This window comes from Paenibacillus sp. FSL R10-2734 (genome assembly GCF_037963865.1).
Classification (GTDB): domain Bacteria; phylum Bacillota; class Bacilli; order Paenibacillales; family Paenibacillaceae; genus Paenibacillus_AQ.
Genome location: NZ_CP150170.1, coordinates 5645903 through 5672876, shown reverse-complemented (window position 1 = coordinate 5672876; position 26974 = coordinate 5645903). Strand labels below are relative to the sequence as shown.

The 26974-nt window shown below is 43.2% G+C and carries 24 protein-coding genes; 15 read left to right on the top strand and 9 right to left on the bottom strand.

The window, feature by feature from the left end; translation table 11 throughout:
• Nucleotides 1-49 precede the first annotated feature (49 nt).
• Both NSS67_RS24745 and NSS67_RS24740 read left to right on the top strand, forming a co-directional pair.
• Nucleotides 50-619, top strand: a complete 570-nt coding sequence (locus NSS67_RS24745) for a manganese catalase family protein (protein WP_042125896.1) — start codon at nucleotides 50-52, stop codon at nucleotides 617-619.
• 200 nt (nucleotides 620-819) lie between these two features.
• Nucleotides 820-2259: an amino acid permease gene (locus NSS67_RS24740; protein ID WP_339316326.1), complete on the top strand. Its 1440-nt coding sequence runs from the start codon at nucleotides 820-822 to the stop codon at nucleotides 2257-2259.
• Here NSS67_RS24740 and NSS67_RS24735 read toward each other — a convergent pair.
• Entirely contained in the window at nucleotides 2256-2888 is a 633-nt protein-coding gene (locus NSS67_RS24735) for a LysE family transporter (RefSeq protein ID WP_339320698.1), read from the bottom strand. The two genes, NSS67_RS24740 and NSS67_RS24735, sit on opposite strands and share 4 nt — an antisense overlap.
• 301 nt (nucleotides 2889-3189) lie before the next feature.
• On the opposite strand from NSS67_RS24735, the gene NSS67_RS24730 reads away from it, so the two are divergent.
• Nucleotides 3190-3549, top strand: a complete 360-nt coding sequence (locus NSS67_RS24730; RefSeq protein ID WP_339316324.1) for an MmcQ/YjbR family DNA-binding protein — start codon at nucleotides 3190-3192, stop codon at nucleotides 3547-3549.
• Entirely contained in the window at nucleotides 3550-4929 is a 1380-nt protein-coding gene (locus NSS67_RS24725; RefSeq protein ID WP_339316322.1) for an MATE family efflux transporter, read from the top strand.
• Between the two features lie 189 nt (nucleotides 4930-5118).
• On the opposite strand, the gene NSS67_RS24720 is transcribed toward NSS67_RS24725, so the two are convergent.
• Entirely contained in the window at nucleotides 5119-5808 is a 690-nt protein-coding gene (locus NSS67_RS24720) for a Crp/Fnr family transcriptional regulator (RefSeq protein ID WP_339316320.1), read from the bottom strand.
• A 79-nt stretch (nucleotides 5809-5887) separates the two neighbouring features.
• Here NSS67_RS24720 and NSS67_RS24715 point away from each other — a divergent pair, with 79 nt between their 5' ends.
• Complete coding sequence (locus NSS67_RS24715) at nucleotides 5888-6640, top strand: HAD family hydrolase (protein ID WP_339316318.1); 753 nt, start codon at nucleotides 5888-5890, stop codon at nucleotides 6638-6640.
• Between the two features lie 526 nt (nucleotides 6641-7166).
• Here NSS67_RS24715 and NSS67_RS24710 read toward each other — a convergent pair.
• From NSS67_RS24710 to NSS67_RS24695, 4 genes are all read right to left on the bottom strand, one after another.
• Complete coding sequence (locus tag NSS67_RS24710) at nucleotides 7167-8366, bottom strand: MFS transporter (protein ID WP_339320697.1); 1200 nt, start codon at nucleotides 8364-8366, stop codon at nucleotides 7167-7169.
• A 66-nt stretch (nucleotides 8367-8432) separates the two neighbouring features.
• A complete protein-coding gene (locus NSS67_RS24705; RefSeq protein WP_339316316.1) occupies nucleotides 8433-9050 on the bottom strand; it encodes a sugar O-acetyltransferase in 618 nt (205 codons plus the stop codon).
• 70 nt (nucleotides 9051-9120) lie between these two features.
• The gene (locus tag NSS67_RS24700) at nucleotides 9121-10077 is read right to left on the bottom strand and encodes an ROK family protein (RefSeq protein WP_339320696.1); all 957 of its coding nucleotides are present in this window, start codon (nucleotides 10075-10077) and stop codon (nucleotides 9121-9123) included.
• A gap of 402 nt (nucleotides 10078-10479) precedes the next feature.
• Nucleotides 10480-10995, bottom strand: coding sequence for a GNAT family N-acetyltransferase (locus NSS67_RS24695; RefSeq protein ID WP_339316314.1), 516 nt, complete (start codon nucleotides 10993-10995; stop codon nucleotides 10480-10482).
• Between the two features lie 209 nt (nucleotides 10996-11204).
• Here NSS67_RS24695 and NSS67_RS24690 point away from each other — a divergent pair, with 209 nt between their 5' ends.
• From NSS67_RS24690 to NSS67_RS24680, 3 genes are all read left to right on the top strand, one after another.
• The gene (locus NSS67_RS24690; RefSeq protein WP_339316312.1) at nucleotides 11205-12431 is read left to right on the top strand and encodes an S-layer homology domain-containing protein; all 1227 of its coding nucleotides are present in this window, start codon (nucleotides 11205-11207) and stop codon (nucleotides 12429-12431) included.
• Between the two features lie 145 nt (nucleotides 12432-12576).
• Nucleotides 12577-13068 (top strand): RNA polymerase sigma factor, encoded by a 492-nt coding sequence (locus tag NSS67_RS24685; protein WP_339316310.1) that lies wholly within the window; start codon nucleotides 12577-12579, stop codon nucleotides 13066-13068.
• On the top strand, nucleotides 13065-14066 hold the full coding sequence (locus NSS67_RS24680) for an anti-sigma factor (RefSeq protein WP_339316309.1): 1002 nt from the start codon (nucleotides 13065-13067) through the stop codon (nucleotides 14064-14066). Before NSS67_RS24685 ends, NSS67_RS24680 begins: the two co-directional genes overlap by 4 nt.
• 587 nt (nucleotides 14067-14653) lie before the next feature.
• Here the strand turns inward: NSS67_RS24680 and NSS67_RS24675 are convergent.
• Together NSS67_RS24675 and NSS67_RS24670 are read right to left on the bottom strand one after the other, a co-directional pair.
• Complete coding sequence (locus tag NSS67_RS24675) at nucleotides 14654-15769, bottom strand: IS110 family transposase (protein WP_339315492.1); 1116 nt, start codon at nucleotides 15767-15769, stop codon at nucleotides 14654-14656.
• 234 nt (nucleotides 15770-16003) lie between these two features.
• Nucleotides 16004-16348: a helix-turn-helix domain-containing protein gene (locus NSS67_RS24670; protein WP_339316308.1), complete on the bottom strand. Its 345-nt coding sequence runs from the start codon at nucleotides 16346-16348 to the stop codon at nucleotides 16004-16006.
• A 174-nt stretch (nucleotides 16349-16522) separates the two neighbouring features.
• Between NSS67_RS24670 and NSS67_RS24665 the strand changes: the two genes are divergently transcribed.
• The 6 genes from NSS67_RS24665 to NSS67_RS24640 all read left to right on the top strand — a co-directional run bounded on the left by NSS67_RS24665 (nucleotide 16523) and on the right by NSS67_RS24640 (nucleotide 22439).
• The gene (locus NSS67_RS24665) at nucleotides 16523-17455 is read left to right on the top strand and encodes an aldo/keto reductase family protein (RefSeq protein WP_339316307.1); all 933 of its coding nucleotides are present in this window, start codon (nucleotides 16523-16525) and stop codon (nucleotides 17453-17455) included.
• Between the two features lie 284 nt (nucleotides 17456-17739).
• Nucleotides 17740-18399: a class I SAM-dependent methyltransferase gene (locus NSS67_RS24660; RefSeq protein WP_339316306.1), complete on the top strand. Its 660-nt coding sequence runs from the start codon at nucleotides 17740-17742 to the stop codon at nucleotides 18397-18399.
• A 94-nt stretch (nucleotides 18400-18493) separates the two neighbouring features.
• Nucleotides 18494-19546 (top strand): CapA family protein, encoded by a 1053-nt coding sequence (locus NSS67_RS24655; RefSeq protein WP_339316305.1) that lies wholly within the window; start codon nucleotides 18494-18496, stop codon nucleotides 19544-19546.
• An 810-nt stretch (nucleotides 19547-20356) separates the two neighbouring features.
• Nucleotides 20357-20614 (top strand): AbrB/MazE/SpoVT family DNA-binding domain-containing protein, encoded by a 258-nt coding sequence (locus NSS67_RS24650; protein WP_042125931.1) that lies wholly within the window; start codon nucleotides 20357-20359, stop codon nucleotides 20612-20614.
• 597 nt (nucleotides 20615-21211) lie between these two features.
• Complete coding sequence (locus tag NSS67_RS24645) at nucleotides 21212-21937, top strand: HAD hydrolase-like protein (protein WP_339316304.1); 726 nt, start codon at nucleotides 21212-21214, stop codon at nucleotides 21935-21937.
• A 226-nt stretch (nucleotides 21938-22163) separates the two neighbouring features.
• Nucleotides 22164-22439, top strand: coding sequence for a hypothetical protein (locus NSS67_RS24640; protein ID WP_339316303.1), 276 nt, complete (start codon nucleotides 22164-22166; stop codon nucleotides 22437-22439).
• Between the two features lie 61 nt (nucleotides 22440-22500).
• Here the strand turns inward: NSS67_RS24640 and NSS67_RS24635 are convergent, their stop codons facing one another.
• Complete coding sequence (locus tag NSS67_RS24635; protein ID WP_339316302.1) at nucleotides 22501-23397, bottom strand: helix-turn-helix domain-containing protein; 897 nt, start codon at nucleotides 23395-23397, stop codon at nucleotides 22501-22503.
• A gap of 184 nt (nucleotides 23398-23581) precedes the next feature.
• On the opposite strand from NSS67_RS24635, the gene NSS67_RS24630 reads away from it, so the two are divergent.
• The gene (locus NSS67_RS24630; protein ID WP_339316301.1) at nucleotides 23582-26962 is read left to right on the top strand and encodes a DUF5107 domain-containing protein; all 3381 of its coding nucleotides are present in this window, start codon (nucleotides 23582-23584) and stop codon (nucleotides 26960-26962) included.
• The last annotated feature ends 12 nt before the right edge of the window (nucleotides 26963-26974 follow it).

Here is a 26974-nt window from a genome sequence, read left to right as displayed (position 1 = left end):
GAAGGATGTACTGTAAGGAACTAAGTTTCTAGAGGAGGGAAGTTCCCGAATGTGGATCTATGAGAAGAAGCTGCAATATCCGGTACGGGTCGGTAAATGTGATATCCGGATGGCGCGTTATTTAAGTGAGCAATATGGAGGCGCTGATGGTGAGCTCGCCGCAGCCCTGCGCTATATGAATCAAAGATACACGATTCCGGATAAAGTGATTGGCGTTTTGAATGATATTTCTACAGAAGAATTCGCCCACCTCGAAATGATTGCCACGATGATCTACAAGCTGACAAAGGACGCTTCTGTATGCGAATTAGAGGAAGCTGGGTTAGGCCCGCATTTTGCGCAGCATGATCATGCGTTATTCTATTCGAACTCTGCGGGTGTCCCTTTTACAGCAGCGTATATTCAAGCTAAAGGTGATCCGCTAGCAGATTTGTATGAGGATATTGCGGCGGAAGAAAAGGCTCGGGCTACATACCAGTGGCTGATTGATATGACGGATGATGTGGATCTGCAGGATAGTCTTAAGTTCCTGCGGGAGCGGGAGATTATCCATGCGATTCGCTTTAAAGAAGCGGTGCAGATTATTATTGATGATCGGAATCAGAAGCGGGTGTTCTGAGAGATACTAAAAAAGAGTAAAGCGACCGATAGGTCACTTTACTCTTTTTTAATTTATACTGTATGAGATCGTGGTGCTGTTGACAGCTAATATAGAATAAAAAAGTCCGCATGTAGTTAAGAGTATAGGGACAGCCTATTGGAGTATGAGTAAAATCCAGAAGGTGACCTTATATCTTCTTTAAAAAAGGACTGAATTCTTTGAACCAAGCTTCTGGTAATTCAAAAAATGAAAAGAAATTGAAATGGTGGCAGTTAAGCTTATTAGGCGTTGCAGGTACAATTGGAACCGGGTATTTCTTAGGTTCAGGCTTAGCAATTTCTATCGGCGGGCCTGCAGTACTATTCGCTTATATCTTGGCTGCTATTGGAACGTATATTGTATTTGATGCGCTTTCACGTATGACAGTAGAACAACCAGAGCAAGGATCTTTTCGTTCCTATGCAAAAAAAGCGTTTGGCAGCTGGGCGGGTTTCTGCAGTGGTTGGGTTTACTGGTTCTCGGAATTGTTAATTATGGGTAGTCAACTAACTGCATTATCTATTTTTTCGCGCTTTTGGTTCCCAGCGGTGCCTATGTGGATATTTGCTGCTGGGTTTGCTTTATTGGGACTTGTCATCGTCTTTTTTGGGAATAAGGGTTTTGACCGAGTTGAGAATGTGTTGGCTGTAATAAAAATAGCTGCTATTCTCATGTTCTTAATCATTGCGGCTGCTCTATTGGTTGGTTGGATAGACGGAGGGAAGTATACACCGAAGGTTCCATTAAACTACTCTTCGCTGTTTCCTAAAGGAGGTCTGGGGCTGTGGTCTGCCTTTCTGTTCGCTTTTTATGCATACGGAGGGATTGAGGTGCTCGGAATTATGTCGAGTAGACTTCAAAAGCCAGAGGATGCACCAAAGGCAGGAAAGGTTATGCTGATCGCCTTGGTTATTGTATACATCCTGTCTATTGGTCTAGCTGTAATCATGGTGCCCTTTAGTGCGTTTAACTCGAAAGAAAGTCCATTTGTTCTGGCACTAAGTAGCGATCACTTGGCTTTCGTGCCTCATCTATTTAACGGAGTGCTGATTGTCGCTGGCTTCTCTACAATGACTGCGTCACTCTACGCTGTAACTTCAATGATGATTACCTTGGCTCAAGAGGGAGACGCGCCGAAGTTATTTTCTCGGAAGTGGAAGGATAAATATCCTTTTTATGCCCTTTCTTTAATCACCGTAGGGATTACGGCGGCTGTGGTGATGTCTCTACTGTTGCCAGGAAAAGTTTATGAATATATCACTACTGCTGCCGGCTTAATGCTGCTGTATAATTGGTCGTTTATCCTGCTGTCATCTGGAAAGCTGTTAAAAGGAAGTCGATTTAGCACGGTTAAACGTTGGCTAGGATTGCTACTCATTGGGCTCGCGGTCACAGGTACTCTTTTTCATTCACTCAGCCGCCCAGGGTTATATATTAGTCTGATGCTTGTCACTCTGATCGCTGTTTGTGATTGGATCGTGACACGTGTTCGAAAGAAACGTACCATGGATACGGATAAGGAACCGAGTAAAGGAAATCTATTGTTAGACATTCAGGGAATAATAGATTACTCAAAGGATCCGATAAAAATCATTCAACCGAAAAAAAACAAAACTTAATGAAAAAACAATAGCCGAGCCGCTTGTATACCAAAATAAAGCCCAAAACCAACAAGCGAAAGGCCTGATAGCACGGAGATCGATTTTAAAACACGGGTTGTCAGGACTTTACGGAACATGCTTGAAGCGGCTGCCATAGAGACATCCCAGATTAAAATTCCGAGTACAATAGCTCCGCTATAAATCAACAACTGCTGCATTGGATACTCCATGGCCGCTTTGGCCAAAATGGACCCGTATATCCCTAGCCAAAATAATATGGAAAGCGGATTGAATAGAGACATCAGTAAACCGGACCAATAAGACTTAGTTAAGGATGAATCACTGCTTCTCATACCGGTTTCTGAAATCACACCAGCATTTTTAATGCTCTCTATGCCCGTATACACCAGCACAAAGAAACCAAACAACCACAAGAATGCTTTAATAAAAGGGGATTCGAGCAGATGGATTACCCCAAAGTAAACTAGTAACATGAAAATGATATCTGCACTTATAGCTCCAAGCCCCACCACCCAAGCATGCCAGAAGCCCTTCCGAATTCCTTTGTCCAGTTGAGCAGCATTAATGGGACCAATAGGTGCGGATAGCGAAAGACCAAGAAAAATATATCCAATAAAAGTATTGATAGCATTCCCCTTCTCTCTAATGTTTGTGTGTAGTACTAGCCTATTCAAAAGAAACAATTTGTAGGACAACCAAAAAGGCCTCCGATTTATCGAAGGCCTCTTCAGCGTATAATCAACTAAGGAGAAATGGCTTTATTCGCTGCTGCAGCACATATCATCCGATACCCACTCCCATTAGGATAACCTTAGGATAAATCATCGCAATGCTAATGCCTGTACGGCGAACAAAATGATATAATTAACAAATGTGCTTAATGGCAGAAATGATCAGATTGTTGATCAGCGAAGGGGAGAGACTGTTTTGAAGAATACTATCATTGAATACTGTATGCAAAAGAAAGGAGCGACTCAGGAGCATCCATTTGGCCCAGCCCCATTGGTCATCAAAGTTGCTGATAAAATGTTCGCACTTATTTTTGAGGAAGCAGGGATGGCTGTTCGCTTAAACCTAAAATGTGACCCGGTCATTGCGGAAAACCTAAGAGAGCAGCATGAGAGCGTTCGACCAGGATATCATATGAACAAAAAGCACTGGAATTCAATCATGATCGATGGTTCCTTACCAGAGTGGGATCTCTTTGATATGATTGACCATTCTTACGATATGGTTGTCAAAAAGCTTCCTAAAAGCCTCCGAGAATCTATAGCGGAAGTGAACTAAATGAATACTCAAATGAAGGATCGTTTTGCCAAGCAAAGTATTCCTAAGCTGATTTTCTTGTTGGCTATTCCTGCCGTCGTAGCTCAGTTGATCAATGCCATGTACAGTGTTGTTGATCGGATGTTCCTTGGAAGAATGGAGGAGGGGGGAACGCTAGCCTTATCTGCTATAGGGATATCTTTTCCGATCATAATGTTGATTTCAGCATTTGCGGCTCTAATCGGAGCTGGCGGAGCCCCCTTAGCCTCCATAAAAATGGGTGAAGGTGAACATAAGAAAGCAGAAGAATTACTAGGAAGTTGTTTTTCTATGCTGCTAATGGCATCTGTAATACTAACAACTTTGTTTCTTATCTTTAAGTCTCCATTCTTGACGCTATTCGGAGCAAGCGACCAGACATTGCCACTCGCTAACGATTTTTTAGGCATATACCTATTTGGAACTGTGGCGGTGCTCATTTCTTTGGGATTGAATCCCTTCATTGCAGCACAAGGATATGCCAAAACAGCCATGCTCTCGGTATGCATTGGTGCGGTTGTGAATATCATCCTTGACGCCATCTTTATTTTTGAGATGAATATGGGAATTAAGGGTGCAGCGTTGGCTACTGTTATTGCACAATTTATTTCGGCCATTTGGGTAGTGGGGTTCTTAACCTCTAAACGTGCTCATCTGCGCTTGCGTCTATCCAACATTCGCATTAAACCTAAGGAAGCCGCTAGTATACTAGCATTGGGACTTTCGCCATTCATTATGAATTCAACCGAAAGCTTAATCCAAATCGTATTTAACACGTCGCTAGCTAAATTTGGAGGCGACATGTACGTGGCTGCCATGGGGATTATGGGAACACTGATGCAAATTTTTGGGACGCTAATATCTAGTTTTGCTCAAGGGGCACAACCTATTATAAGTTATAATTATGGAGCTCGCGATTTTGCTCGTGTAAAATCCACAATTATATATTGTAGTATTCTTTGCGCTGCTTTTGGATTGTCGATGTGGAGCATAGCGATCTTTATACCAGAGCTTCCTATTAACATTTTTACCAATAATCCTGAGCTTGTGGCTCTGACAGCTAGATTAATGAAGATATTTTTCCTTGGCACTTGTATTTTTGGTATTCAATTAGCTTTTCAACAGGTATTTATTGCTTTGGGCCAAGCTCGAGTTTCTATTTTTATCGCAATCTTACGTAAGATTATCTTGCTAATTCCATTGGTACTCTTGCTCCCAACGTTTATTAGCCCGAAAACAGATGCAGTTATTATTGCTGAACCCATTGCTGATTTTTGTGCGGCACTAACTTGCTGTGTATTATTTGGACTAACTATAAAGAAGCTTTTTAAAGATAGCTCTGATAAAGCTGGAGTATTATGAAAATGTTGATAATGGGTGATCAGAGGCGGGTATTCTGAGAGCAGAACAAAAAGAGTATAGCGACCGATAGGTCACTTTACTCTTTTTAATGTAATACATATCGCGGATCCAAGGATTCAGTTTGAAAGTCATTCTGTAATCCATAATAGCCCGGGGGAGAGTCTAGTGGAGGAGTTATAAACTGCGCTCCTACTCATAACGTATTCCGTTAGACATTTCATCCAGACGGTCCCAATCGAGCACAATAATTTCTTGTTTAACTTTATATAATATTTCCATGTCGGTCAGTCTTTGAATGACACGGTTTAAGTGGCGGGGTGTAGTTCCAATTAAAGAGGCTATATCTGGAATATAAGGCGTCTGAATTTCTTTTCCAAACTCCCGTTGAAGCTGTATCGTTAATAAATAACTTGCGAGTCGTTCCTCTACAGCGCCAAGTAAGTTCGTTCGTGATGCGGATGTGCAGGTTAGAAGCTTGTAAGAAAGATGTTTCAGCAATAAGTCTTTAAAGCTGTGGTTATCCATTAGGTCAGATTCAACCTTTTGTTTTGGGACAAATAAGAGGGTGGTTTGATGTACGGCTTCTACTTGTGATTGGACGACAACCTCTTGTACGAACTCAATATCTCCAAATAACGACAAGGGTGAGCAGAGACGTAATAACAAGGATTTTCCTGTCCCCACACTAGAAGAAACCTTTGTACGCCCCTCAACTTGAAAATAAATTCCGTCCAGCTCATCGCCCTCACGTAAAATAATCTCATTCTGCTCGTAGATACGTAAATGGATCAAAGAATATTTTGATTCAGGGAAAACCTGATCTAGATTAAATTGTGTAATATAATGTGATATAAGTTTTGGTTCCTGAATAGTTTTCATAGCTTACTCCTTTTTGGACATCGGTCCTTTCTATTATATATGAACTCGGTATGATAGAGAAAAAGGGGAGGATATAGACATGAAATTTATTTTTGACTTAGATGGAACCATTTGTTTTAGCGGCAAACCTTTGAGTGAACGAATCGTACAAGCTTTGGACGCACTTATTGAAAAAGGACATGAGGTCATTTTTGCGTCTGCCAGACCTATTCGTGATTTATTGCCAGTGTTACCTGCCCATATGCACCATTTTTCAATAGTTGGCGGGAATGGCGCGTTTATAGCAAGGGGTGGAAAGGTTATTTCGACAATACATTTTGACCCGCAGACCTCAGACAACATCTTGAAATTAATCGAAGAATTCGATGCAGCTTATTTGATTGACAGCCACTGGGACTATGCGTATTCGGGTACTGAGGACCATCCCATTCGGAGAAATGTAGACCCGGAACAACGCGCCAAAAATGTTAGTCCAGCTGAGCTGGAGGAGCTTGTAAAAGTAGTTATTTTGAGTAGTCTGAACGGTGAACAGTTATTAGATCAGCTACATAAATTACCTATTGTAATTTACCGTCATGGCCAAGAGGACATTATTGATATTAGCCCTAAAGGCGTAAATAAATGGACCGGACTACAACAATTAGGCATAGAACCTCAGCAATTTATCGCTTTTGGTAACGATGCTAACGACATAGAAATGTTTAGACATTCGGCTCACTCAGTTTGTGTTGGAGAGCACACAGTGCTTGGTGAATTGGCAACGGAAAAGGTGAGCAATGAAGAAGAACAAATTTTCAGGAAAATAATGGAGCTGATGGTTGAGCTGCAATAAGTGTCTGGATAGGCTCGATATATGCATGCAGTATGTTTCGGACTGTATAGTCGCTATTTCAGGATTTAGCCTCTTTTGGCGGAGCGTTCGGACTCAGGAGTCGTTATCTGGATAAAAAGCACCTATTTTTGCGCAAAAACAACTCAATAACGCCTCTGGAGTCCGAAAAACCTCGATTTTGCCCTTTTTTAAGCAAATAGCGTCATCTGAGTCCGATGGTGAACTTGGTCGGTCAATAGCACAATATCACAGGAGCTGGATTGCTCGGTGGCGCAGAACTCAGTAGCTCCACAGTTCCACAGCTACACGGATTATTAGCTCAAAAGCCCAATAGCTCAACATCTCAATAGCTTCACAACTCGTTTGCTCGGCGGCGCACAGCTCAATAGCTCTGTTTAACAGCTGACCTTTTTACCACACCGTCCGGTGCAGCAACGAGTGCGAAACCAAAGTCCAACCAAAAACCCTGCCATTAAATCGGCAGGGTTTTGATTGTATGAAGGAAGAAATAAGTGCAACAGCTATTCTAGATAAGTTCTTGGCGACGATGTAAATAACGATACAGCACACAACCGGATATTGCGCATATCGCCGCACATAATCCAATAAAGCCATATCCTGCTTGAAGTCCACGTAGCAAGCCTGTTTGCGACTCTGCACCGTAAAGCCGTTTCACACCTTCGATCACTGCACCTATAGCATAGTTACCAATCACGCTGCCCACACCCATTAATGTAACTGTAAATGTGATGGCAGTGTCGCTACCATGCGGATATCTCTTTGCGATAAAAGCCATAACCGTAGGATAAATCATCGCAATCCCAATGCCTGCTGCGGCGAATAGAAAGGCGAGCTTTTCTCCACCCAAAATTGCGGCAAATGTGCACAGGGCAGAGAAGGCTGAAAAGATGATGAGCGATAGATTGAATCCAATTTTATCTGTTACCGGTCCAAGCAAGAGCCTTGCTAACGAGAAACAGAGAAAGAAGGTGGACAGCATTCCAGAAGCTGTGACGGTATCCCACTCATATGCTTTTTCAAGGAAGTTTACGAGCCATCCGCCTACGGCAAGCTCCGACACAACCCCGAAGGAAAGGATAAGAACCATTAGCCACAAAGCCGGATCACGGACCAGCGTTTTTAATGGAATTCGGTCCTCATGCGGAAGATCGTCACCCGGAAACGTACTCCGTAAAGCAAATAGAATAGGTAGCAAAGAAAGGCTAAGCATAATTAGATACATCCCGCGCCAATCAAGTGTATGACCGAATACACTTACTGTCATTAACCCTGTTGCTAGCAGCGGAGCTAACGTGGAACTAAACCCATAAAAGAAATGGGATAAGTTCATCATAGTCCCGGTATTTTTAACGAAGATACGTGCTCCCAGAATGGCAAGTCCAATCTCAAGCATTCCGTTTCCGATATACATCAGGAAGTATGAAGCCGAGAAGAGGGGATAGCTATGGGAGATGTAAATTAGAACGCCTGAGAATACCATGGATGCGAAAGCGATAATACTGACAGCCTTGATCCCCCACTTACGAACCAATACAGCTGTAAAGGAACAGGCGATCAAATACCCTAGTGCGTTTAGGGATAACAGGGTACCTAGCTGCTTTTCATCCAGACTAAAGTCAAACTGAATTCTTGGAATGGCTGGCCCTTTAATATTTTCTGATATCCCAAACACAATAAACCCCAAAAAGATCGTTGCCAATTGCATGGCATAAATCTTATTAAATCCGCCAAAGCGCTTTTTCAACTTGAGAACCTCCAGAATCGGGTATCTTTATTGCTCGGTGTCTCTGTAATACTCTTCTTTAAGCTTTTCCCAGTGTTGTTTATCATCCTCAGTAATTTCTCTTAGCACTCTGCAAGGGTTCCCCACCGCAATTACATTGTCAGGGATATCTTTAGTTACGACTGAACCTGCGCCGATGATTACATTGTTGCCGATATTTACCCCAGGATTGATTACGGCATTTCCGCCAACCCACACATTGTTTCCAATGGTAATCGGTGTACCAAATTCGAGCATACTAATACGAACGTCCGTATCAATGGGATGGCCAGCGGTATATACGCCTACTCTGGGCCCAAAGAGAACATTCTCACCTATAGTTACTTTTGCTACGTCAAGGATAATGCAGTCAAAATTAGCGTAAAAGTTATTCCCGACGGTAATATTGCTACCATAATCACAGCGGAAAGGCGGCTCAACATGCAATGATTTGCCCGTAGACTCGAATAATTGCTTAAGTAATTCTACTCTATATTCGCCTTGTTCTTCCGTTGTATTGTTAAATAAACGGGTAAGCATTCTGGATCTTTTACTGTCTCTAGCTAATTCTTCACCACCAGCCATGTAGAGCTTTCCTGCAATCATATTCTCTTTGTTTGTTGCCATTCGTGATTCCTCCTGATGTTCTTGTTTGTTTTAGATCCATGATGCAAATGCTAGGGCAATAGACAAATTCTTACCGACGCTTCTCAACCAGTTGCAACGAATAGGTCAAACTTTCCAGCGTGATCGCAATTAATCCGTTCATGTAATAATCATCAGGGTGATCCAGCACAATTAGGTGAGGCATATGCTCTTCTGGAATGAATTCCAGACAATGTTGATAGATTTGTGGCACATCCTCTTGTCTAACTTGCTCGCCTGTGAGCGCTATAGTCTCAGGGTTAATAACTGCCGTCAATGAAGAGATGGTATGAGCTGCCAAGGGGATAAACGTTTCCGTCTGCCCTAAACGAATGAATTGCTCCTCACGCGAGATTCCAAACGGTAAAAATGAGACTTCGCCCGCGAATCTAGTATTACCTTTGTGAATATGCCCGTCGATCATCATTCCTGCACCTGGAAAGGCGCCTTTGATAAAGGTCAGCACGACGATGGTCTTATCCTCTTCGTAATCCTGTTGTTTATAGAATCCGTAAACGGTCAGATTCATATCATTTTCGACGGTGACTTCAACCTCGTATTTCTCTCTCAGCAGTGATTCTAAAGGAGCATCAATTAAGGTCTTGATATCACAAATATTGATGACACCTCTGTGGACCAGTCCGGGGATTCCAATACCAATTGCCTTGATGTTGTTATAGGCTTGAATTAGTGTACCTACTAAATGATCAATGGTTACTGCGTCAATACACTCAAGCTTCATATATCCATCATCCACACGTTCGCCGACAGAATTGGTCACTGCGTAGGTTAAGGATTGCTGACCATCTTCGATTTTGGCATAGATACATGCGATATAGGAGAAATCGACATTATAGATAAATCTTCGAGCTGGTCGACCTCCATTCGAAGCTTCTAGCTCAGTCTCAATGACTTCACCGGTCTCCATAAGTTCATTCAAGATATTTCCGCAGGTGGCAATACTTAACCCGGTGGCGCTTGCGATCGTTGATTTGGTTCCTTCTTTCATCGACTTCAAGGCTTGCTTGATAAGCTCCTGATTTATCTTTTTAACACGAATAGAATTGTTTGCGATTTGGGTTATTTTATTCACCTCTAGACTTTTGAAAATGGTTATTAAAAGTGTTGTTAATACTATAACTTGGTGTTTCGTAAATGTCTATATTAGATGAACTTAAGATTTTTCTATTAAGGTAGTTACGTGACTGCGGTGAATGTTTGGACTTCCGGCCGCTGTTGTCCCCAATTTTCTTGATTATATACTTTGTTTCACGGTTGAAATCCGGTGACAGCCCATGCTTCTGAAGCGAGCTTTCCTACGGAAAGCTTTCAGGCGGGCGCTATCGCTCCTACAGTTCCAAACTTCCCCTCCGCCACTTTTCCTTTTAGAATGTTTTAAAGTTCAAAATGTCTAGCCAATGATCCTATAATAAAAGATCGTCGCATGTAATTCACCATTAGCTGATATAGCAAAGCTCGGAATACGTCCCGCTTGTATGTAGCCCATTGAAGTATAAAGGAGGTTGGATGGGTCACCTTCTCTTGTATCAAGCACTAATAACTTCCGCTCTTCCTGCTTAGCTCTTTCTTCAGCCTGTTGCATTAGTGAACGAGCAATCCCATTACGGCGATAATTGGGGTGTGTCATTAGCTTTGCGATTTCGGCTCGGTGGCTTCCATTTGGTTTTGTACATAAATGTAGTTGTACGCTTCCGGCGATGATGTCATTCATTTTTGCGAGAAAAAGGATAACATCGGGAGCCAAGACATTTTGCCAATATAATGTAGCAGCTGATGGATCTAACGGAGGTAAGAAACCAATGGAGGCTCCATCCTCCACAACTTGTATTAGGAGCTCTGAAAGCTCATCAATAGATTCTTCAATTGTTAGTAATTGTTCTATTCTTACATTGCTCTTACTAGACATACCAATCCCTCCGATTTTCAAAGTATAAAACATAGCGAAATCATAATCGAATGCATTTAATTTGTATAACGAATTTTTAAGGGGGATTTTTTTGCGAAGTTAATTTAGAATTTCTGCAATTCACCCGATAGTAACAGTAGAAGGGGAATATACATATTGATCTTTAATTGGAAAAATATATATTCGCGAAGGGATTGTTACAGTTGAAGATGACAAAGCTATTGGTATTAAGTCTTATTACAGGAGCTATTGTAATATGCGGAAATGCGAGTTATAGCGTTAATGCTGACACAATAACACCTGAGAATACAGGAGTATATGAAGAAGTAGACGAGGAAGGCGACGAGGACTATGAGGAGGATCCGAAAGCTAGATTGTTCCCTGATCTTCAAAATCATTGGGCAAAGACGTTGGTATGGTGGGCGATAGGCAGCCAATTCATGGTTGGTTATGAGGATGGTAGCTTCCGCCCAGATCAGTCCATTACAGAAGCGGAATTTCTGAAATTGTATTATCTTTCTTACGGATATCCAAAGGCTACTAGCTTTGGTGAAGAGTGGACAGCTGCACCGTATAGAATGGCTAAGATGTGGAAACATCCCGTTACTGGGCTTCAGTATCAAGTGGCAAGATTTACCCCAATTACAAGAATGAACGCTGCAAGGTTAGTTGCTTCCGGTCTAGGAGTGAATTACAACGAAGTGGATTCAGTGATTTATCTGCTGGGGAATGAGTTACTTCCACTTCCCAATGAGCCAACTTTAGCTGGATTCAGAGGAAACGTCCCGCTTACAAGAGTAGAGGCTATAGAGTGGATGAGAATGCTCAAGCTTAAGGGAGTTTATACCGTAAGTCCTCGTCCAGAAGAACGATCGGAGCGTAAGCTATTGCCTCCGTTACCGGAACAGGGTACAGGCTTGAAGGATTTTGAAACATTTCCGGTTTCTGATCGTGATTTTGGAATAGCTGACAGTGGACGTAATCTTTTTATTGATTTTGGTAGTTCAAGAGGGTTAGTTGAGAAGCACTACGGGGATTCAACAGGCCAAGATGTGTTCAACTATGAAATGTATAACGAGATATCTGTACATTATGATACAGCAGGTCGACTAGATTCATGGAAGATAGACACAGATGTTGAAAAGGGGGGGCCTATCCGCACAGGTACATTTGGAAATATTCGGCCTGGAGTAAGTACAATGGCAGATGTGCTAAAGGCATATGGTACATACGTTGCAGTGAGTAACAATTATGGGATTGTAGTGAGTTACTGGTTTGAGAACAATGATGGAGTGTATGAGCCAAGGTTGTCACCTTTCGAGATAGAGAATATGGAGAATGGGTTCTGTATAGGGTTTGGTATTGATAAACAATCGCTGAAAGTTGAAAGCATACTGATATCTACAGCTCAACAAGCACAGTACCCTAGGGATTAATAGTGAATTGTACGGAGCTTTATTCATCAATTAGTTTTGACGGCATGTCTTTCTTAGGCAGCCGTTTTTTCTTTTATATGTTTTTTTACACGACCAGCTAACTTTCCGAGAACTCAATCGTTATACATACGAAGGGAGGTGCAGGATGAAGCCCGGGCAGCTACATCAGATACTTCAACCGAAAATGCTAGAAATCCAAAAATACTTGATTCGTCTCGGGGCACCTGCAGCCGACGCGGAAGATATCGTACAGGATACGGTGTATAAGGCACTTTTGTACATCGACTCCATTGATGAGAACAAATTCAGTGCATGGCTATATAAGGTTGCGATTAATCGTTATTATGATTTGTGCCGCCGCAGCAAGCGGATAGTCATTCCTATTGATGATGTGGATGTGCCAGACATGGAACTGCCGGAGGATCATTTGCTGTTAAAAGAAAAACGGGAAGATATCGACCGCGTTCTTGCGGAACTGCTTCCACTCCATAAGCAACTCATTATCATGAAGTACGAGCTGGAGTTGTCTTACGAAGAGATCGCTGAGCTTCTTGGGATCACGACGGATACAGTCAAGTCGGCATTGTTTCGCGCCCGCAAGCAATTTCAAAAAAAGTATAGAGGTGAAGCGGAATGACAGCACCATGGGAAGAAAAGGATGATCAGAACCTTTCAAAAGTAATTAAGAAAGCAAAACGAAAAACAATGATTCGTAATACGATCATTTCTCTGGTTGTGACAATTATAGTGTTGTTCGGCGGGATGTTGGGTAATGCCCATCTGACAAGCTGGTTAGCGATGCGTGGACTGGATGAGGAAAGGATCATGATGGAAATTAGTAGTCCTAACCTTCATGAGTTGAGAACTGAGCTGGATCTAGGCTTTTTATCGGGCAAAGTTGAACTGAGTACTTACAAGGTTGTTGAGGGTGTACCTGTCGTGTGGGATACTAAAAAGCTGGATTTTAGTATGAGCAGTCGTTTTTCTCTGCTTAATAGGGGATACTCTAGTATTAATGTTCCTGATCCAGTTATGACAAGCCAAAATTATGAATATTACCGAGGATATAATAGTCAAAATGGACAGCGAGAAATGATGTTTTATGTGCCAGGAGTGAATTACAACGGAAAAGTACTGAATGACCTGCCTGCGCTCGAACAAATGGAACCTGGCAAGCTGGTAGAGATGGCCGTCTCGTTTGATAAAGGCTATACACAAGCCGAAGTAGAGAAAATGCTGCCAACAGAATTGACGCAGACTTGGTATTGGGTGGATACGTATGACAACAAGAAAAAACTTGAATTTATCTCGAACGATAGTAGTCCAAATAAATACGCGTTGCCGGAATCAGCGAGACAAGTATATGGTTATGGCGTCAAATGGGAAGGGCTATTTAAACCGAAACCAGAGGATTTTTTACAATCACTAGCATTTGGGCTTCAGAAGAAGGGCAAGTATTACGGAGAGTTTGAGAGGATCTCGAATTATTTGAAAAAAAATAAAGTAGCGCCGGATGCCAGTGACGTACAGCTACTCGGAGTCGTCGTTACTGGAACTGCGAAGGAGCTGCAAAGTCTTAGAGGAAAGCCATATGTAAATACGGCAGTTCTCGGAGCGGTTGTAGATAAATATTAAATCTTATAGTAAAAATACTGAAGGGGTTGTCCCCTAAGTGTTCAACAGAGCAGCGATTCTCCTGTTAATGGAGGATCGCTGCTCTGCATTGTCCAAGCATTCAGACTCCATCATAATTAGGGAATTTCTCCCTATAATTCTGAGATCTCTGGTCATCCAACTATTAATTAGGGAAAACCTCCCTATAATTTAGCTGATTTGGTGGAAGATAACGAAATCACCCCGATTTTTAGGGAGGATTTCCCTCTTTCTACTCATTTATAACGAAAATCGGCTATTTTCAGGGAGTTTTTCCCTGCTATGAACGAATTAGTCAATACCCCTGTTTTCCCCTTTAAACCAAAGGGTTTTCAATTCCTTGGGCACAGAGACAAAATGCGAGTCGTCGGCTGGCAATCTGCTATCCGTGGGTTGGTTACCACATATTATGCCTACGTCGAAGGAGCTTCCGCAAACTAATTTCGCACGTCAGATCTGGGATCCTGTGCATAGGGAATTCACGGATTCTCCTCGTACCTTTCTCTTTGTCTCCATGCCCCAAGAATTCAAATCTTTTGGGTATACTTTTTGTGTTTTTTTCATTTCACCTACGCCATTTTCCGTTCTGCATCTACCGCTATTGACCAGATGAATCCAACTAACTCACGACCTACCGCAGCCATAGTTAAATTTCGGTGTTTCCCACGTCTGACTAACTTTAAATACTTGCTGTGTAACCGTTCTTGGGCTTTCCACGACGTTTCATGGACATGAGCACTCTGACCCTCTAAGCGCACTGCTAAATCTCCTTTAACTGCAGGACGGTGACGGTAACTCCATGCGGACTCCACCAGTGCACGTCGCACACCGGAATTTCCGGTTTTTGTAAGACTTCCTCTTTTGGTACTTGCTCCCGATGAATACTCCCGTGGCACTAGTCCCAGGTAACTCATGAGCTGAGCCGGTGAACGAAAACGCTCAAAATTTCCAATCTCGACAACTAAAGTCATAGCCGTCAGCAGGGCAATTCCCCGCAGACCTTGCAACGCTTGAATGACAGGTGCGTATGGACAGATCTGTGCTTCTTCTCGCATTGCGGCTTCAAGTCGCTTGATTCGCTCCTCCACTTCCCGGAGCTGTTGCAGGGATTCCGCGAAAACTTTTTCTTGAGCTACATTATTAAACTTCAACATAGACAGCCATTCCCGGTACCTTTTGGTCCAACGTTTTTTCATGCCTTCTGGCTTGTGAATTTGGTGACGCAACAGAAAATGAATGAGCCGTTGCCGAACCCGATGTAAGTCCTGCCTAGCATCTTCTCGTGCACGAATGAGATCTCTTAAGGCTTCGAGTTCAGGAGTCGGCACATGGATCGCAGTCAATTCTCCTGCGCGGTGCAGTTGAGCCAGTTTTTCAGCATCCCGTCGATCGGTTTTTATAGCATCGCCGGGACGCTGTGGCATACGCGAAGGTGCGATTACCACGCAGGAAATCCCCATTTTCGTCAGCCAGCGATATAAGTCGTACCCCGTAGGCCCGGCTTCATAGCAGACCTCCAGTGTAATCCCTGTACCTTTGATTTTCCGAATCATTCGAGCCACAGCATCTGGGGTATGAGATATGGCTCCATAATATCGTGCGGGTTCTCGACCCTCATCTGCAATCGCCACCGCAATTTTTTCTTTTGATACATCCAAACCTACGTATTTTATGGTATTCTTCATATTAACAGCTCCTTTCGCATGTAGCTCTGAAATGGTTGTCCTTCAACTTCCATTTTAACCTACGGTGTGCGAACAGGGGCTGCCTTTCGTTCATCATAACTAATTACTCCATGGGTTAAAGTAAGAATCCGTTATATAGTCTATTAATAAAAAAAGAAGCTGATCCATAAGTAGAATTTTCTACTTTTTGGACAGCCTCTTTTATAAATCAGTTCGCAGCCTAACCTACCAAAGCTACGTCCATTTGGCCGACCATAGCTTCATTTCCTTCAAAATTTGATGTAAATCCTCACCTTTTGGAGTTAATGAATATTCCACTGTAACCGGTACGGTAGGAAATACGTTGCGCTCAAGCACACCGTGTTCCTCTAAATGGCGCAACGTACTAGTTAACGCACGGGGGCTAACATTAGTGATTTTTCGCTGTAGTGCTCCAAAGCGTTGGGTGCCATTAAACAGCTCCCTTAGCACAAGAAAAGCCCATTTTCCGCCCAATACTTCAAGTGTTTTTTCTACATTACATTCAATAGTAAGTGGGGTTTTAGGGATATAATTACTGGTAGATTTAGCTGTATCCAAGGAATCTCCTCCTGTTTTGGTGCCACTATACTCTAGTATAGTAACTACTCTAGAGATCATATAATAAACTAAATTTCACTTCTTCCTATTATATACAAACTATTCTAGAATGAATATGTGCGTTAGGCAACGTGCCGAAATCATAACACGGAACTATGGAGAGGAGCAGTTATTATGAAATATCGTAGATTAGGTGGAACTGGCCTAAAAGTTAGCGAGATTAGCTTGGGAAGCTGGCTGACATACGGAGGATACGTAGAAAGAGATAATGCTGTTAAAGCCATTGAAACCGCTTACGACCTAGGCGTGAATTTTTTTGATACGGCAAATGTTTACGAAAAGGGTGCTGCTGAGAAAGTACTAGGCGAGACTCTGCGAAACTATCCGAGAGAATCCTATGTGCTCGCAACTAAAGTATTTGGCGAAATGGGAACGGGTCCTAACGACCGTGGTTTATCCCGTAAGCATATCACTGAGCAGTGCCATGCCAGCTTGAAGCGTCTCGGAGTAGAATACGTGGATATAATGTATTGCCACCGTTTTGATACGGAAACTCCAATTGAAGAGACCTTACGTGCGCTGGATGATCTAGTTCGTCAGGGTAAGGTGTATTATGTCGGAGTTAGTGAATGGACTGCGGCGCAAATGACGGAAGCGTTAGCTGTAGCAGATCGCTATTTGCTAGATCATATCGTGGTTAATCAGCCGATTTATAATATGTTCGAACGTTATATTGAAAAAGAAATCATTCCGCTCGGCGAGCGCCGTGGTATTGGACAGGTTGTATTTTCTCCGCTAGCTCAAGGTTTGTTAACTGGAAAGTATAACACCGATATTCCTGAGGATAGTCGCGCAGCTAAGCTGGATCGGCTGAAGAAGGCGATTACGGAAGAGAAGATTGACAAGGTTCGTCAATTGAGCGGAGTCGCTTCGGAGCTGAATATTTCCGTAGGAAATCTGGCTTTAGCTTGGATATTGCGTCAACCTAATGTGGCTAGTGCGCTGGTGGGTGCCAGTCGTCCGGAGCAGGTCGAAGAGAGTGTCAAAGCTTCTGGAATAGAGCTCACCGAGGATACTTTGAAACAAGTTGAAGCGATCCTTAGCTAGTTATAGGTCATGAAAAGGAGACCCGGTCATGGCGAAAGTAGTTGTTACTGGCGGAGCGGGATGCTGGGCTATTACTGACTCGGAATTCGCAAAGCAGTAATTGCTTCCCGTGAATCCTCTTAGAGAATCTGTTTTGTATAAATAATATTTAACGACGGTCTGTTCCTAAGGGAGCAGCCGTTTTTTTTTAGGTTTGTCTCGCTCAATGTAAGGTTATGGTATGAATCAGCAAATCATGAATATACTCTCACTACCTAAAATTCCGTTAAAAAGGAGTCCTGGCCATGCCAACACATCCCTTTGTCTCGCGTTTTTTTGTAAACTCTGATGCTCGTCGTGAGAAGTTAATTTATGATTTTCCGGAATCCTGGTGGAGCCGTCCCTTTGAATATGAGTGGTGTATTAACTTCATTTCTCCACATGGTGTGGTGCTGGATGCAGCTTGTGGTATTCCTCATCCCTTGAAGTTTTATTTAGCTGGGGTTTGTGCAGAGGTCTATGCTTGCGATATGGACAGCAGGGTTATTTACCGGGAGGCCATTCTAGATACAATTACAGATGAGATCGGGGAAAAAGCGGCGAAGCAGGTTATCGCGAGAAGAACTAACAACTTACATTTTGCTCAAGCCAATCTTACAGAGCTGCCTTATGAGGATGAGAGCTTTGACACTATTTTTTGCATATCGGTGCTGGAGCATTTGACCTTAGAGAATACGGTGGGCACTTTACGGGAATTTCACCGAACGTTGAACGAAGAAGGGCTACTCGTGCTAACGTTTGATTACCCGACGGTAAACCTAAGTCTTATGAATGATCTACTGCTGCAAGCTGGATTTCAGTATTGGGGGGAGACCGATTTCGAGTTGCCTTCTGATGCTGTGTATACAGATTTGTGGGGTGGGTTACATTGCTTCAGGGCTGTTTTGAAAAAATCAAAGGAATAACAGGTCTTCCTACTCTTAATTTAGTAATCTATTTCCAGTATGCTAGAATAGTAGCTAAAATAGATAACATACTGTTGATAGGAGGCTGAATTTTTTGAGATTCGGATCGAATGTTTTGCGCAGATTAGTACTCATTACACTCATGTTATCACTGATATTTCCTTCAGCCATTGCATCCAGTGCAGCTTCGCCATCCTCAGAGCCTATAAAGCTTGCTTTTGCCGGTGATATTCTCTTGGACGGTTTTGTCGGTGATCAGATCACCAAATACGGAGTGAACTTTCCGTTTGCGAAAGTCGCACCTACCTTGCAAAAGGCAGATATCGCCTTCGCGAATCTGGAAATGCCCGTGTCTATTCGTGGGAAGGCAGCAGAGAAAACCTTTGCCTTTAGGTCCAAACCAGCAGTGCTGGGTGGCTTAACCTATGCTGGGATTGACGGCGTGTCCTTGGCTAATAATCATATTTTGGATTACGGAAAAGACGCCATGCTCGACACGCTAGTGCATCTGGATCGAAACAAGATTGGCCATACTGGTGCAGGTAAAGATGAGGCTGAAGCATTCAAACCGTATACAAAGACGGTAAAGGGGAAGAAGATCGGGATCTTAGGCGTAAGCAGAGTGCTTTCAGGCCCTTCATGGCATGCTGGTAAGAATAGACCTGGAGCCGCCTCAGCGTACACCTCGCAGCCTATGCTTACAGCTATTCAGAAGATGTCTAAGGAGAATGATTACACGATTGTGTATATTCACTGGAATGAAGAGTTTAAGGATTACCCTGAGAAGTACGCTCGCACGCTAGCCAAACAGATGATTGATAGTGGTGCAGATATCATACTCGGCGCTCACAGCCATTGCCTGATGGGCATCGAATACTATAAAAACAAACCTATCTATTATTCACTTGGAAACTTTGTATTTAATCGTTCTACACGTGGGGGAGAGAAGACACTTCACTCGATGCTGGTGAACTTTGAGATTAATGATGCCAAGGTGACGAGTAAGATTACGCCAGTCAAAATTATAGGTGGCCAGCCCAACTTTATGGACGATTCTTACAATAGGAAGACAATCAAGCTAATGAATACCCTCTCTTATAATGCAGTTATCGATGCGAATGGCAGGGTCACGGAGAAGCAACTTTAATAAAATGAAGCGAGTGATCTCGTTGGATTGCGAAATGAGTGAAATAACTGCATTCTTTACAATTATTTTATAACTAAAACGGACCATTCTGAATTTAAGTGTATTCTATGCAACTAAAAACTAGAGAATCGACCTAGAGGGCAGTAAATCACGAGAATAGTTGTACGAAATACAGCTATATCCATCGGCCGGGGTATTGACGGTGGTTCTCCCACAAGGAAAAATAGCGAGACTGTTTGAGATTACTTTGTAAGCTTGCAATCAGGGTATAGTAAATCGACCAGAGATAGATTACTGGTCGGTTTTTTTTGTAATTAAATTCAATTAATTATGCTAAATTTATCCAATATTTGATCTTTCTATTAATAATATGTCATACTTATATTAAATCAGAGCATAGTAGAGAGTTAGAATGTCGAAAAAAGTAGATGCATAAAGCATAAATAGTCTGTATTAAATCTATTAAACGTATCATTCGCTCTAATATACACTGGAGTGTTTCCGGACTTGATGTATTGGGTAAAAGAGGATATCAAAAGGGTTACTCCGCAAGCTGATTTGTAAACGCAATGTTGAATATTTATTAATTTCAAGACGAATAATTTGGATGGCTTTACAGCATTTTGTCGAAACCGTACATATTTTTGTCGAATAATTGTCGATAAATATCATATTTTGTAGAAATAAAATTGACAGGGAAAGAATAGCACTTTAATATTAGAGTATAGCGTAATCATTACTATCACATAGAAGCCTACATAAGCTTTTAGCAAAAATGATTATTAATGTAATTTCAAGGGAGGATGTACGATGATGAAAGCGACAGGCATAGTAAGAAAAGTAGATGAATTGGGACGTATCGTAATTCCCATTGAACTACGTAGAACGATGGGAATTGACATAAAAGACCCGCTCGAGATTTTTGTAGATGGAGAAAAGATTATTCTTAGAAAATACGAGCCTACTTGTATCTTCTCCGGAAGCGCAGAGAACCTCATTAATTTCAAAGGTAAAATGGTAAGTAAAGATGTTCTTGATGAGCTAATCTCTAGCTTTGACAGAGTATAATCTACTGTTCACACATTTTTCCTAAAAATAGAACCGGTACAGCAAACACGATTTGTGCATGCTGCCGGTTCTTTTTTTACGTAAATATAAGGAACGATCAAGGGTACAAGCAGCACGGTGTAGCTCAAAGATGCTGATGGTTGACTATTCTGTAACGATTACCGATGAATAAACCTGCAAAAGTACATTTTCTAATGATACGTGGAGGGCTAAAGCGATAATTCCTGCAAATCTGCAGTTATTCTTACTTCAGATGATGTCACCGAGCTATAAGTGAGAATATACCTGCACATTTACAGGTTTAGGATTTAATGAAGAGAATATCTGCTCAAAAACTGTACTCACGCAGGTTTCTCTAGTTCAGCGAAAGGTGCGGATGAATAAGAGGGGATAGTATAATAGGAAACTTACTGTCTACTTGCCTCTTGTTTAGACTAGCAATGTGCAATCGATCATAGCTCATCTTTATGTTTCAACTAGAAATGTGGAGAGCATGGACATTCCGAAGTGATTTCATATATCATAAGGCTTGTACTGGAAATTTCGTGCAGATGAATGTGCTTACCTAAAGCAAAAGAGAATGGGGAGGAACAACAGATGAGTAATGAAGTACAAGGAACAGAACTGAACACGGTTCACTCGAAGTTGAACAAGCCGGAAGCGATTGTTTTTGATATGGATGGAACACTATTCCAGACTGAAAGTCTTTTATTGCCTGCATATCATAAAATGTTCGATATTTTGCGTGAAGAGGGACTATATACTGGACCGACACCACCGGAAGAACGTATTCTAAGCAGCTTAGGGATGCTACTGGCAGACATTTGGAAGAAGGTTATGCCCGAATCAGATGAGGCTGTGCACCGCCGTGCAGATGAACTGCTATTGCAGTTAGAGGTCGAAGGACTTGAAGCAGGAGGTACTTTACTGTACCCTCAGGTGGTCGAAACACTGACTGCGCTAAAAGAGCGAGGAGTGCGGCTGTTTGTGGCTAGTAATGGGCTGGAGGAGTACATTCACAGTATAGTTGTGGTGCATGAGCTTAAAGATCTATTCGAAGGATTGTATAGTGCGGGTGGTCAAGGGACTGCGACGAAGACAGAATTGCTACGCATTTTGCTCGACAATCATGGAATCAAAAGTGCCTGGATGGTGGGCGATCGCTCGTCTGATGTTGAGGCAGGCAAAGGAAATGGACAAACTGTCATCGGCTGTGCGTATGCAGGCTTTGGTCGTCAAGATGAGCTGAAGGGCTCCGATGTGATTATTACCTCCTTCGATGAGTTGATAGACTTGTACGACAATGCATCCGTTAGCGAATAGGAATATCGCGTTTTACATTTAGTATACGAATAAAAGGCAAACCTCATTTAAGATGAGGTTTGTCTTTTTTATTGTCAAGATTTCAAATGTAAGTGCAGGCTTTTAAAGCTAATAAAGATATACATAAACAAAGGAGATGATCCGATAAATTATTGGAAGGGGTTATTTACAATTTATTCCTTTCTATGTGTATGGAACCAGTAAGCAAGTCGAAGGAGTATAAAAAATGATAATGAGTTTCTTTTTTATTGCCTTAAGCGCTGCACTTGGAGTGGGAATGTGGTTTTTAGTTATAGGTATAGTCTTTTCTATTGGTGGTGGAGACATATTTACTGTTACTCATTATGATTCTTTATTTTTTTATATTATTGTTTTTTTGTTATGTATCGTGAGCTATCTTTGGTTTATAAAACATCTATTTGAAAAGAATTTAGAACTTTTGCTTCTTATCTGTGTGGGTACCACTATTCTCTTTTTCTTTCTAGCGCCTTGGATCATTTAATCAAAATCTTCAATACAAAGAGATATCGCTGGGAGCTGGATATTTCGCTTGGCGAGGGCGATCATCCCTTTGGAATATTACGGTAATGGGAGGGAGAGAAGCCAGACATTTTCTTAAACAGCCTTGAGAAATAATAAGGATCGCTAATGCCTACGGCAGAGCTGATTTCCTTGATGCTAAGCTCGGTTAGGTCCAGGAGCTGACCTGCACGCTGGATCTTTAGCCGCAGGAAATACTCAATCGGAGGAACTCCCGTCTCGAGATTGAACAAGTGAATCAGATGCTGCTGCGACAGCCCAACATGTCTGGAAAGCTCTGTAAGCCGTATGGAACCGCCCATATGCTGGTTCATATATTGTATGGCTTGCTCCAGATAATTTTCTCTTTTCTTTTCCTGCGCGGATTTATTGCTGTTGATTCCAATTCCGGACAGCAGCTGTCTTGCGGTCTGGGCTACATGAACATGGGTGGTCAGAGCGTACGTCCGCTCGGCAAGCAATTCGTAGGCAGGGTGGAACCATTCTATAAACCTAGCGATACCGCTGGGAGAAAGAGTGAGTGGAGTAGCGGACAAGCCGAACAAATGCACGAGTCGTGTTGCATGTTCTCCTTTAAAGTGAAACCAGTAAATGCTCCATGGATTCTCCGGCATTGCACCATACCTATGATGTGTGTCAGGTGGGATAACAATCATATCCCCTTCACGTAGTATCATCCGTTCCCCTTGATTAAGTTCAACCCAACCCTCTCCCGCTTCGCAAAAAATAAAAATATGCGCAGGGCTGCCTTCAGGACGCTCCCTGAAATGGTACTCGGCCTTCGGGAAATATCCGATGTCCGTTATATACAAAGAAGAAGTTAGTCCTTCCTGTTCCAGCTCCTTCATCCAGTAATCAGGGAGTACGTATAGCTTTTCCTTCATGAATCCTTCAGGTTTTTTAATATTTCCACCTGTCATTTCAGTACCTCCTCATATAGTTTCTATATAGGCTGAACATAAGAATTTAACAAAAATCGAAAAGGAACGGAGGGGAATATACAGAATAAGAATATAATCCATCACTTCCCGCATTTCGTCAATTGGAACCTCCTCCGCCAGAAGCTAAAGTATAACTATTAAGGCAAGGGAGGCTAATGAGAACATGAATTCAAAAACAATAAATCAAAAGCCAGAGGTTAGTGTGGCGGCATCCGGCAATGTTCATGTATGGGAAACGAGTGTGCTGATCCCTACGTATGAGGCTGGAGCGGCTGACCCCAATCCTATGTTTCTGGAGAAAAGGGTATATCAAGGAAGCACTGGTCGCGTGTATCCTCATCCAGTAATTGAGTCCATCTCGGATGTGAAGGTCGATAAGAATTACAAGCTGGTGATTCTGGAAAATGAATATGTCCGGATTGAAATTATGCCGGAGATTGGCGGAAGAATCTACCGGGCGTTAGACAAAACCAATAACTACGATTTCGTCTACTATAACCGGGTGATCAAACCGGCACTAGTGGGTCTGGCAGGACCGTGGATTTCCGGTGGTATTGAATTTAACTGGCCGCAGCATCACCGGCCCAACACTTTTGGTCCGGTAGAATACCGATACGAACAAACCGAAGATGGAAGCGCTACCGTTTGGGTCAGCGAAATTGATCGGATGTACGGCACCAAGGTTACCGCTGGCTTCAAGCTGTATCCCGGCAAGGCTTATCTGGAAATTAATGCTCAATTGTACAACCGGACAGCGGAGCCGCAAACTTTCCTCTGGTGGGCTAATCCGGCTGTAGCGGTAAATGACGATACACAATCGGTCTTTCCTCCTGACGTAACGGCTGTATTTGACCATGGCAAGCGCGATGTATCCCGTTTTCCAATCGCTACCGGAACTTATTACAAACAGGATTATTCTGAAGGTGTAGATATTTCTCGCTACAAGAACATTCCGGTTCCAACCTCGTATATGGCCTATAAATCGGATTATAATTTTGTCGGCGGATATGACCATGGTGTTCAGGCAGGACTGCTGCATGTGGCCAATCACCATATTTCACCAGGCAAAAAGCAATGGACCTGGGGGAACGGGGAGTTCGGACAAGCTTGGGATCGTCAATTGACGGACGAAGACGGTCCATACATTGAGCTCATGACGGGCGTATACACAGACAACCAACCTGACTTTACCTGGTTGCAGCCGTATGAGGAGAAAACCTTCACTCAATATTTCATGCCCTACAAAAACATCGGTGTAGTGAAGAATGCTTCAATCGAAGCAGCCGTTAACTTGGAGGTAGATGCCGAAGCCGGTCAAGCCGTTATCCAAGTGTATACAACCTCACTAATGGAGCAGGCAAAGGTGGAGCTGAAGGGAGCAAGCCGGAAATATATGGAGCAAACGGTGCAATTGTCTCCGAATGACGCTTTTAAAGAGATCATATCGCTGGATTCAGGTGAGCAGGAGCATGATTTGAAGCTGACCGTCAGAGCTGCGGATGGCAGGGTGTTAATCGCGTATCAACCGAAACGTCCGGATATTGAGCAGGTCCCTGATGCCGCGAGGCCGCTCGCAGAGCCGCATGAACTGCGCTCGACCGAAGAGCTGTATCTGGCAGGTCTGCATCTGGAGCAATATCGGCATGCCACTTTTGAGCCAGAGGATTATTATCTGGAAGGCTTAAAAAGAGACAAAGGGGATATCCGGCTGAATGTGGCTTATGGAACGTTGCTGCTCCGCCGGGGCTTGTACTGTGAGAGTGAGCAGTATTTCCGTGCAGCCATTGAACGTTTGACGTGGAGAAATCCCAACCCGTATGACAGTGAAGCGTATTACCAGCTGGGTGTCGCACTGCGTGGTCAGAATCGCCTAGAGGAGGCATACACTGCTTTTCACAAAGCGGTATGGTCTGCAGCATGGCAGGATGCGGGATACTTCTCCCTTGCGCAAATTGCCAGTCAGAAGGGTGAGTATACCGAAGCGCTTGATCTGGTGGAACGCTCACTGATCCGCAATTCACGCAACTACAAAGCCCGTAATCTGAAGGCTGCTATGCTGCGCAAGCTTGGTCTTTTTGATCAGGCACAGGCATTTGCCCTTGAAACAACCGGACTCGATGTTGCTGACTTTGGCGCATATAATGAGCAGGTACTGGCACTCGGGGCGCTGGAACATCCTGCTGCAAAAGAAGTTTTAGCGGGATTAAATCAGCTGATGCGGGGTGACGCGCACAACTATCTCAACCTGATCTCTGATTATATGAACAGCGGTCTTCTGGAAGAGGCGATTACGGTAGCTGAAAGAGCTGTTCAGGGTGGGGAATCCGTGTATCCGATGCTACATTACGCTCTTGGCGAGCTGTATGCACTTACGGGTCAGCCTAAGAAAGCTGAAGAGCAGCGTCTTGCCGGAAAGTCTGCTGATCCGACGTATTGCTTCCCGAATACCTTGTTCGAGCTTGCCCTGCTGGAGAGTACAGTCAAGGCCAGCCCGGAAGATGACAAGGCTTACTATTATCTAGGCAACTTCTATTATGATAAAAAACGTCAGACGGAGGCGATCACAAGCTGGGAGCGTTCACGTGAACTTAGAGGAGATTTTGCGACGGTTCACCGGAACCTCGGACTTGCTTATTACAATAAGCAAGGGAATCCTCAGGCGGCAATGGAGGCGTTGGAGCAAGCCTATGCCTGCTCTCCGGAAGATGTGCGGGTTCTGTTTGAACTGGATCAGCTCCGCAAGAAGCTGGCCTGGACCTCACTTGAGCGCCTCGACATTCTGGAGTCTAAGCGTAGTCAGGTGGAACAGCGGGATGATCTTTTTGTTGAATATGTTACGCTACTTAACAATCTTGAGCGGTATGATGAAGCTATAGCAGCATTAAGCTCACGGAATTTCCACCCTTGGGAAGGCGGAGAAGGTAAAGTAACCGGCCAGTATAAATTCGCCCATACCGAGCTTGGCAAACAACATCTGCATGCAGGACGTTACGAGGAAGCTGTTACCCACTTAAAGCAAGCGCTGGTATATCCACTCAATCTGGGTGAAGGTAAGCTAGATGGTGCCCAGGAGAACAATATTTACTATTATCTGGGTATGGCATATGAAGGCCTTAAGATGGGGAAGGAGGCCTTGGAGAGTTACACCGCTGCTTCACAGGGTCTGGAGGAGCCGACAAGCGCGATGTACTACAACGATCAGCCGCCGGAAATGATCTTCTATCAAGGTCTCGCTTGGATGAAGCTCCATAACGAAAAGGAAGCCAAACGCCGATTCAATAAATTGATCGATTATGCGGAAAAGCATATTTTTGATGAGATCAAAATTGACTATTTTGCGGTATCCCTTCCGGACTTCTTGGTGTTTGAGGATGATCTGGATCGTCGTAATGTGATTCACTGCCGGTATATGCGGGGACTGGGGCTACTTGGACTTGGCCGTGTCGATGAAGCTGCGAGAGAGCTGGAAATCGCTCTGGAAATGGAGCCGAATCATCAGGGGGCAATGATTCACCACCGGTTATGCAGTGCAGAAGCGAACTGATTGGTTAGGGAT

Bases quoted from the DNA above. Each gene is read 5' to 3' on its own strand.
- NSS67_RS24745 (WP_042125896.1), top strand. From the start codon at position 50: ATGTGGATCTATGAGAAGAAGCTGCAATATCCGGTACGGGTCGGTAAA.
- NSS67_RS24725 (WP_339316322.1), top strand. From the start codon at position 3,550: ATGAATACTCAAATGAAGGATCGTTTTGCCAAGCAAAGTATTCCTAAG.
- NSS67_RS24720 (WP_339316320.1), bottom strand. From the start codon at position 5,808: ATGAAAACTATTCAGGAACCAAAACTTATATCACATTATATTACACAA.
- NSS67_RS24715 (WP_339316318.1), top strand. From the start codon at position 5,888: ATGAAATTTATTTTTGACTTAGATGGAACCATTTGTTTTAGCGGCAAA.
- NSS67_RS24710 (WP_339320697.1), bottom strand. From the start codon at position 8,366: ATGCAATTGGCAACGATCTTTTTGGGGTTTATTGTGTTTGGGATATCA.
- NSS67_RS24705 (WP_339316316.1), bottom strand. From the start codon at position 9,050: ATGGCAACAAACAAAGAGAATATGATTGCAGGAAAGCTCTACATGGCT.
- NSS67_RS24700 (WP_339320696.1), bottom strand. From the start codon at position 10,077: ATGAAAGAAGGAACCAAATCAACGATCGCAAGCGCCACCGGGTTAAGT.
- NSS67_RS24695 (WP_339316314.1), bottom strand. From the start codon at position 10,995: ATGTCTAGTAAGAGCAATGTAAGAATAGAACAATTACTAACAATTGAA.
- NSS67_RS24690 (WP_339316312.1), top strand. From the start codon at position 11,205: ATGACAAAGCTATTGGTATTAAGTCTTATTACAGGAGCTATTGTAATA.
- NSS67_RS24685 (WP_339316310.1), top strand. From the start codon at position 12,577: ATGAAGCCCGGGCAGCTACATCAGATACTTCAACCGAAAATGCTAGAA.
- NSS67_RS24680 (WP_339316309.1), top strand. From the start codon at position 13,065: ATGACAGCACCATGGGAAGAAAAGGATGATCAGAACCTTTCAAAAGTA.
- NSS67_RS24675 (WP_339315492.1), bottom strand. From the start codon at position 15,769: ATGAAGAATACCATAAAATACGTAGGTTTGGATGTATCAAAAGAAAAA.
- NSS67_RS24665 (WP_339316307.1), top strand. From the start codon at position 16,523: ATGAAATATCGTAGATTAGGTGGAACTGGCCTAAAAGTTAGCGAGATT.
- NSS67_RS24660 (WP_339316306.1), top strand. From the start codon at position 17,740: ATGCCAACACATCCCTTTGTCTCGCGTTTTTTTGTAAACTCTGATGCT.
- NSS67_RS24650 (WP_042125931.1), top strand. From the start codon at position 20,357: ATGATGAAAGCGACAGGCATAGTAAGAAAAGTAGATGAATTGGGACGT.
- NSS67_RS24645 (WP_339316304.1), top strand. From the start codon at position 21,212: ATGAGTAATGAAGTACAAGGAACAGAACTGAACACGGTTCACTCGAAG.
- NSS67_RS24640 (WP_339316303.1), top strand. From the start codon at position 22,164: ATGATAATGAGTTTCTTTTTTATTGCCTTAAGCGCTGCACTTGGAGTG.
- NSS67_RS24635 (WP_339316302.1), bottom strand. From the start codon at position 23,397: ATGACAGGTGGAAATATTAAAAAACCTGAAGGATTCATGAAGGAAAAG.
- NSS67_RS24630 (WP_339316301.1), top strand. From the start codon at position 23,582: ATGAATTCAAAAACAATAAATCAAAAGCCAGAGGTTAGTGTGGCGGCA.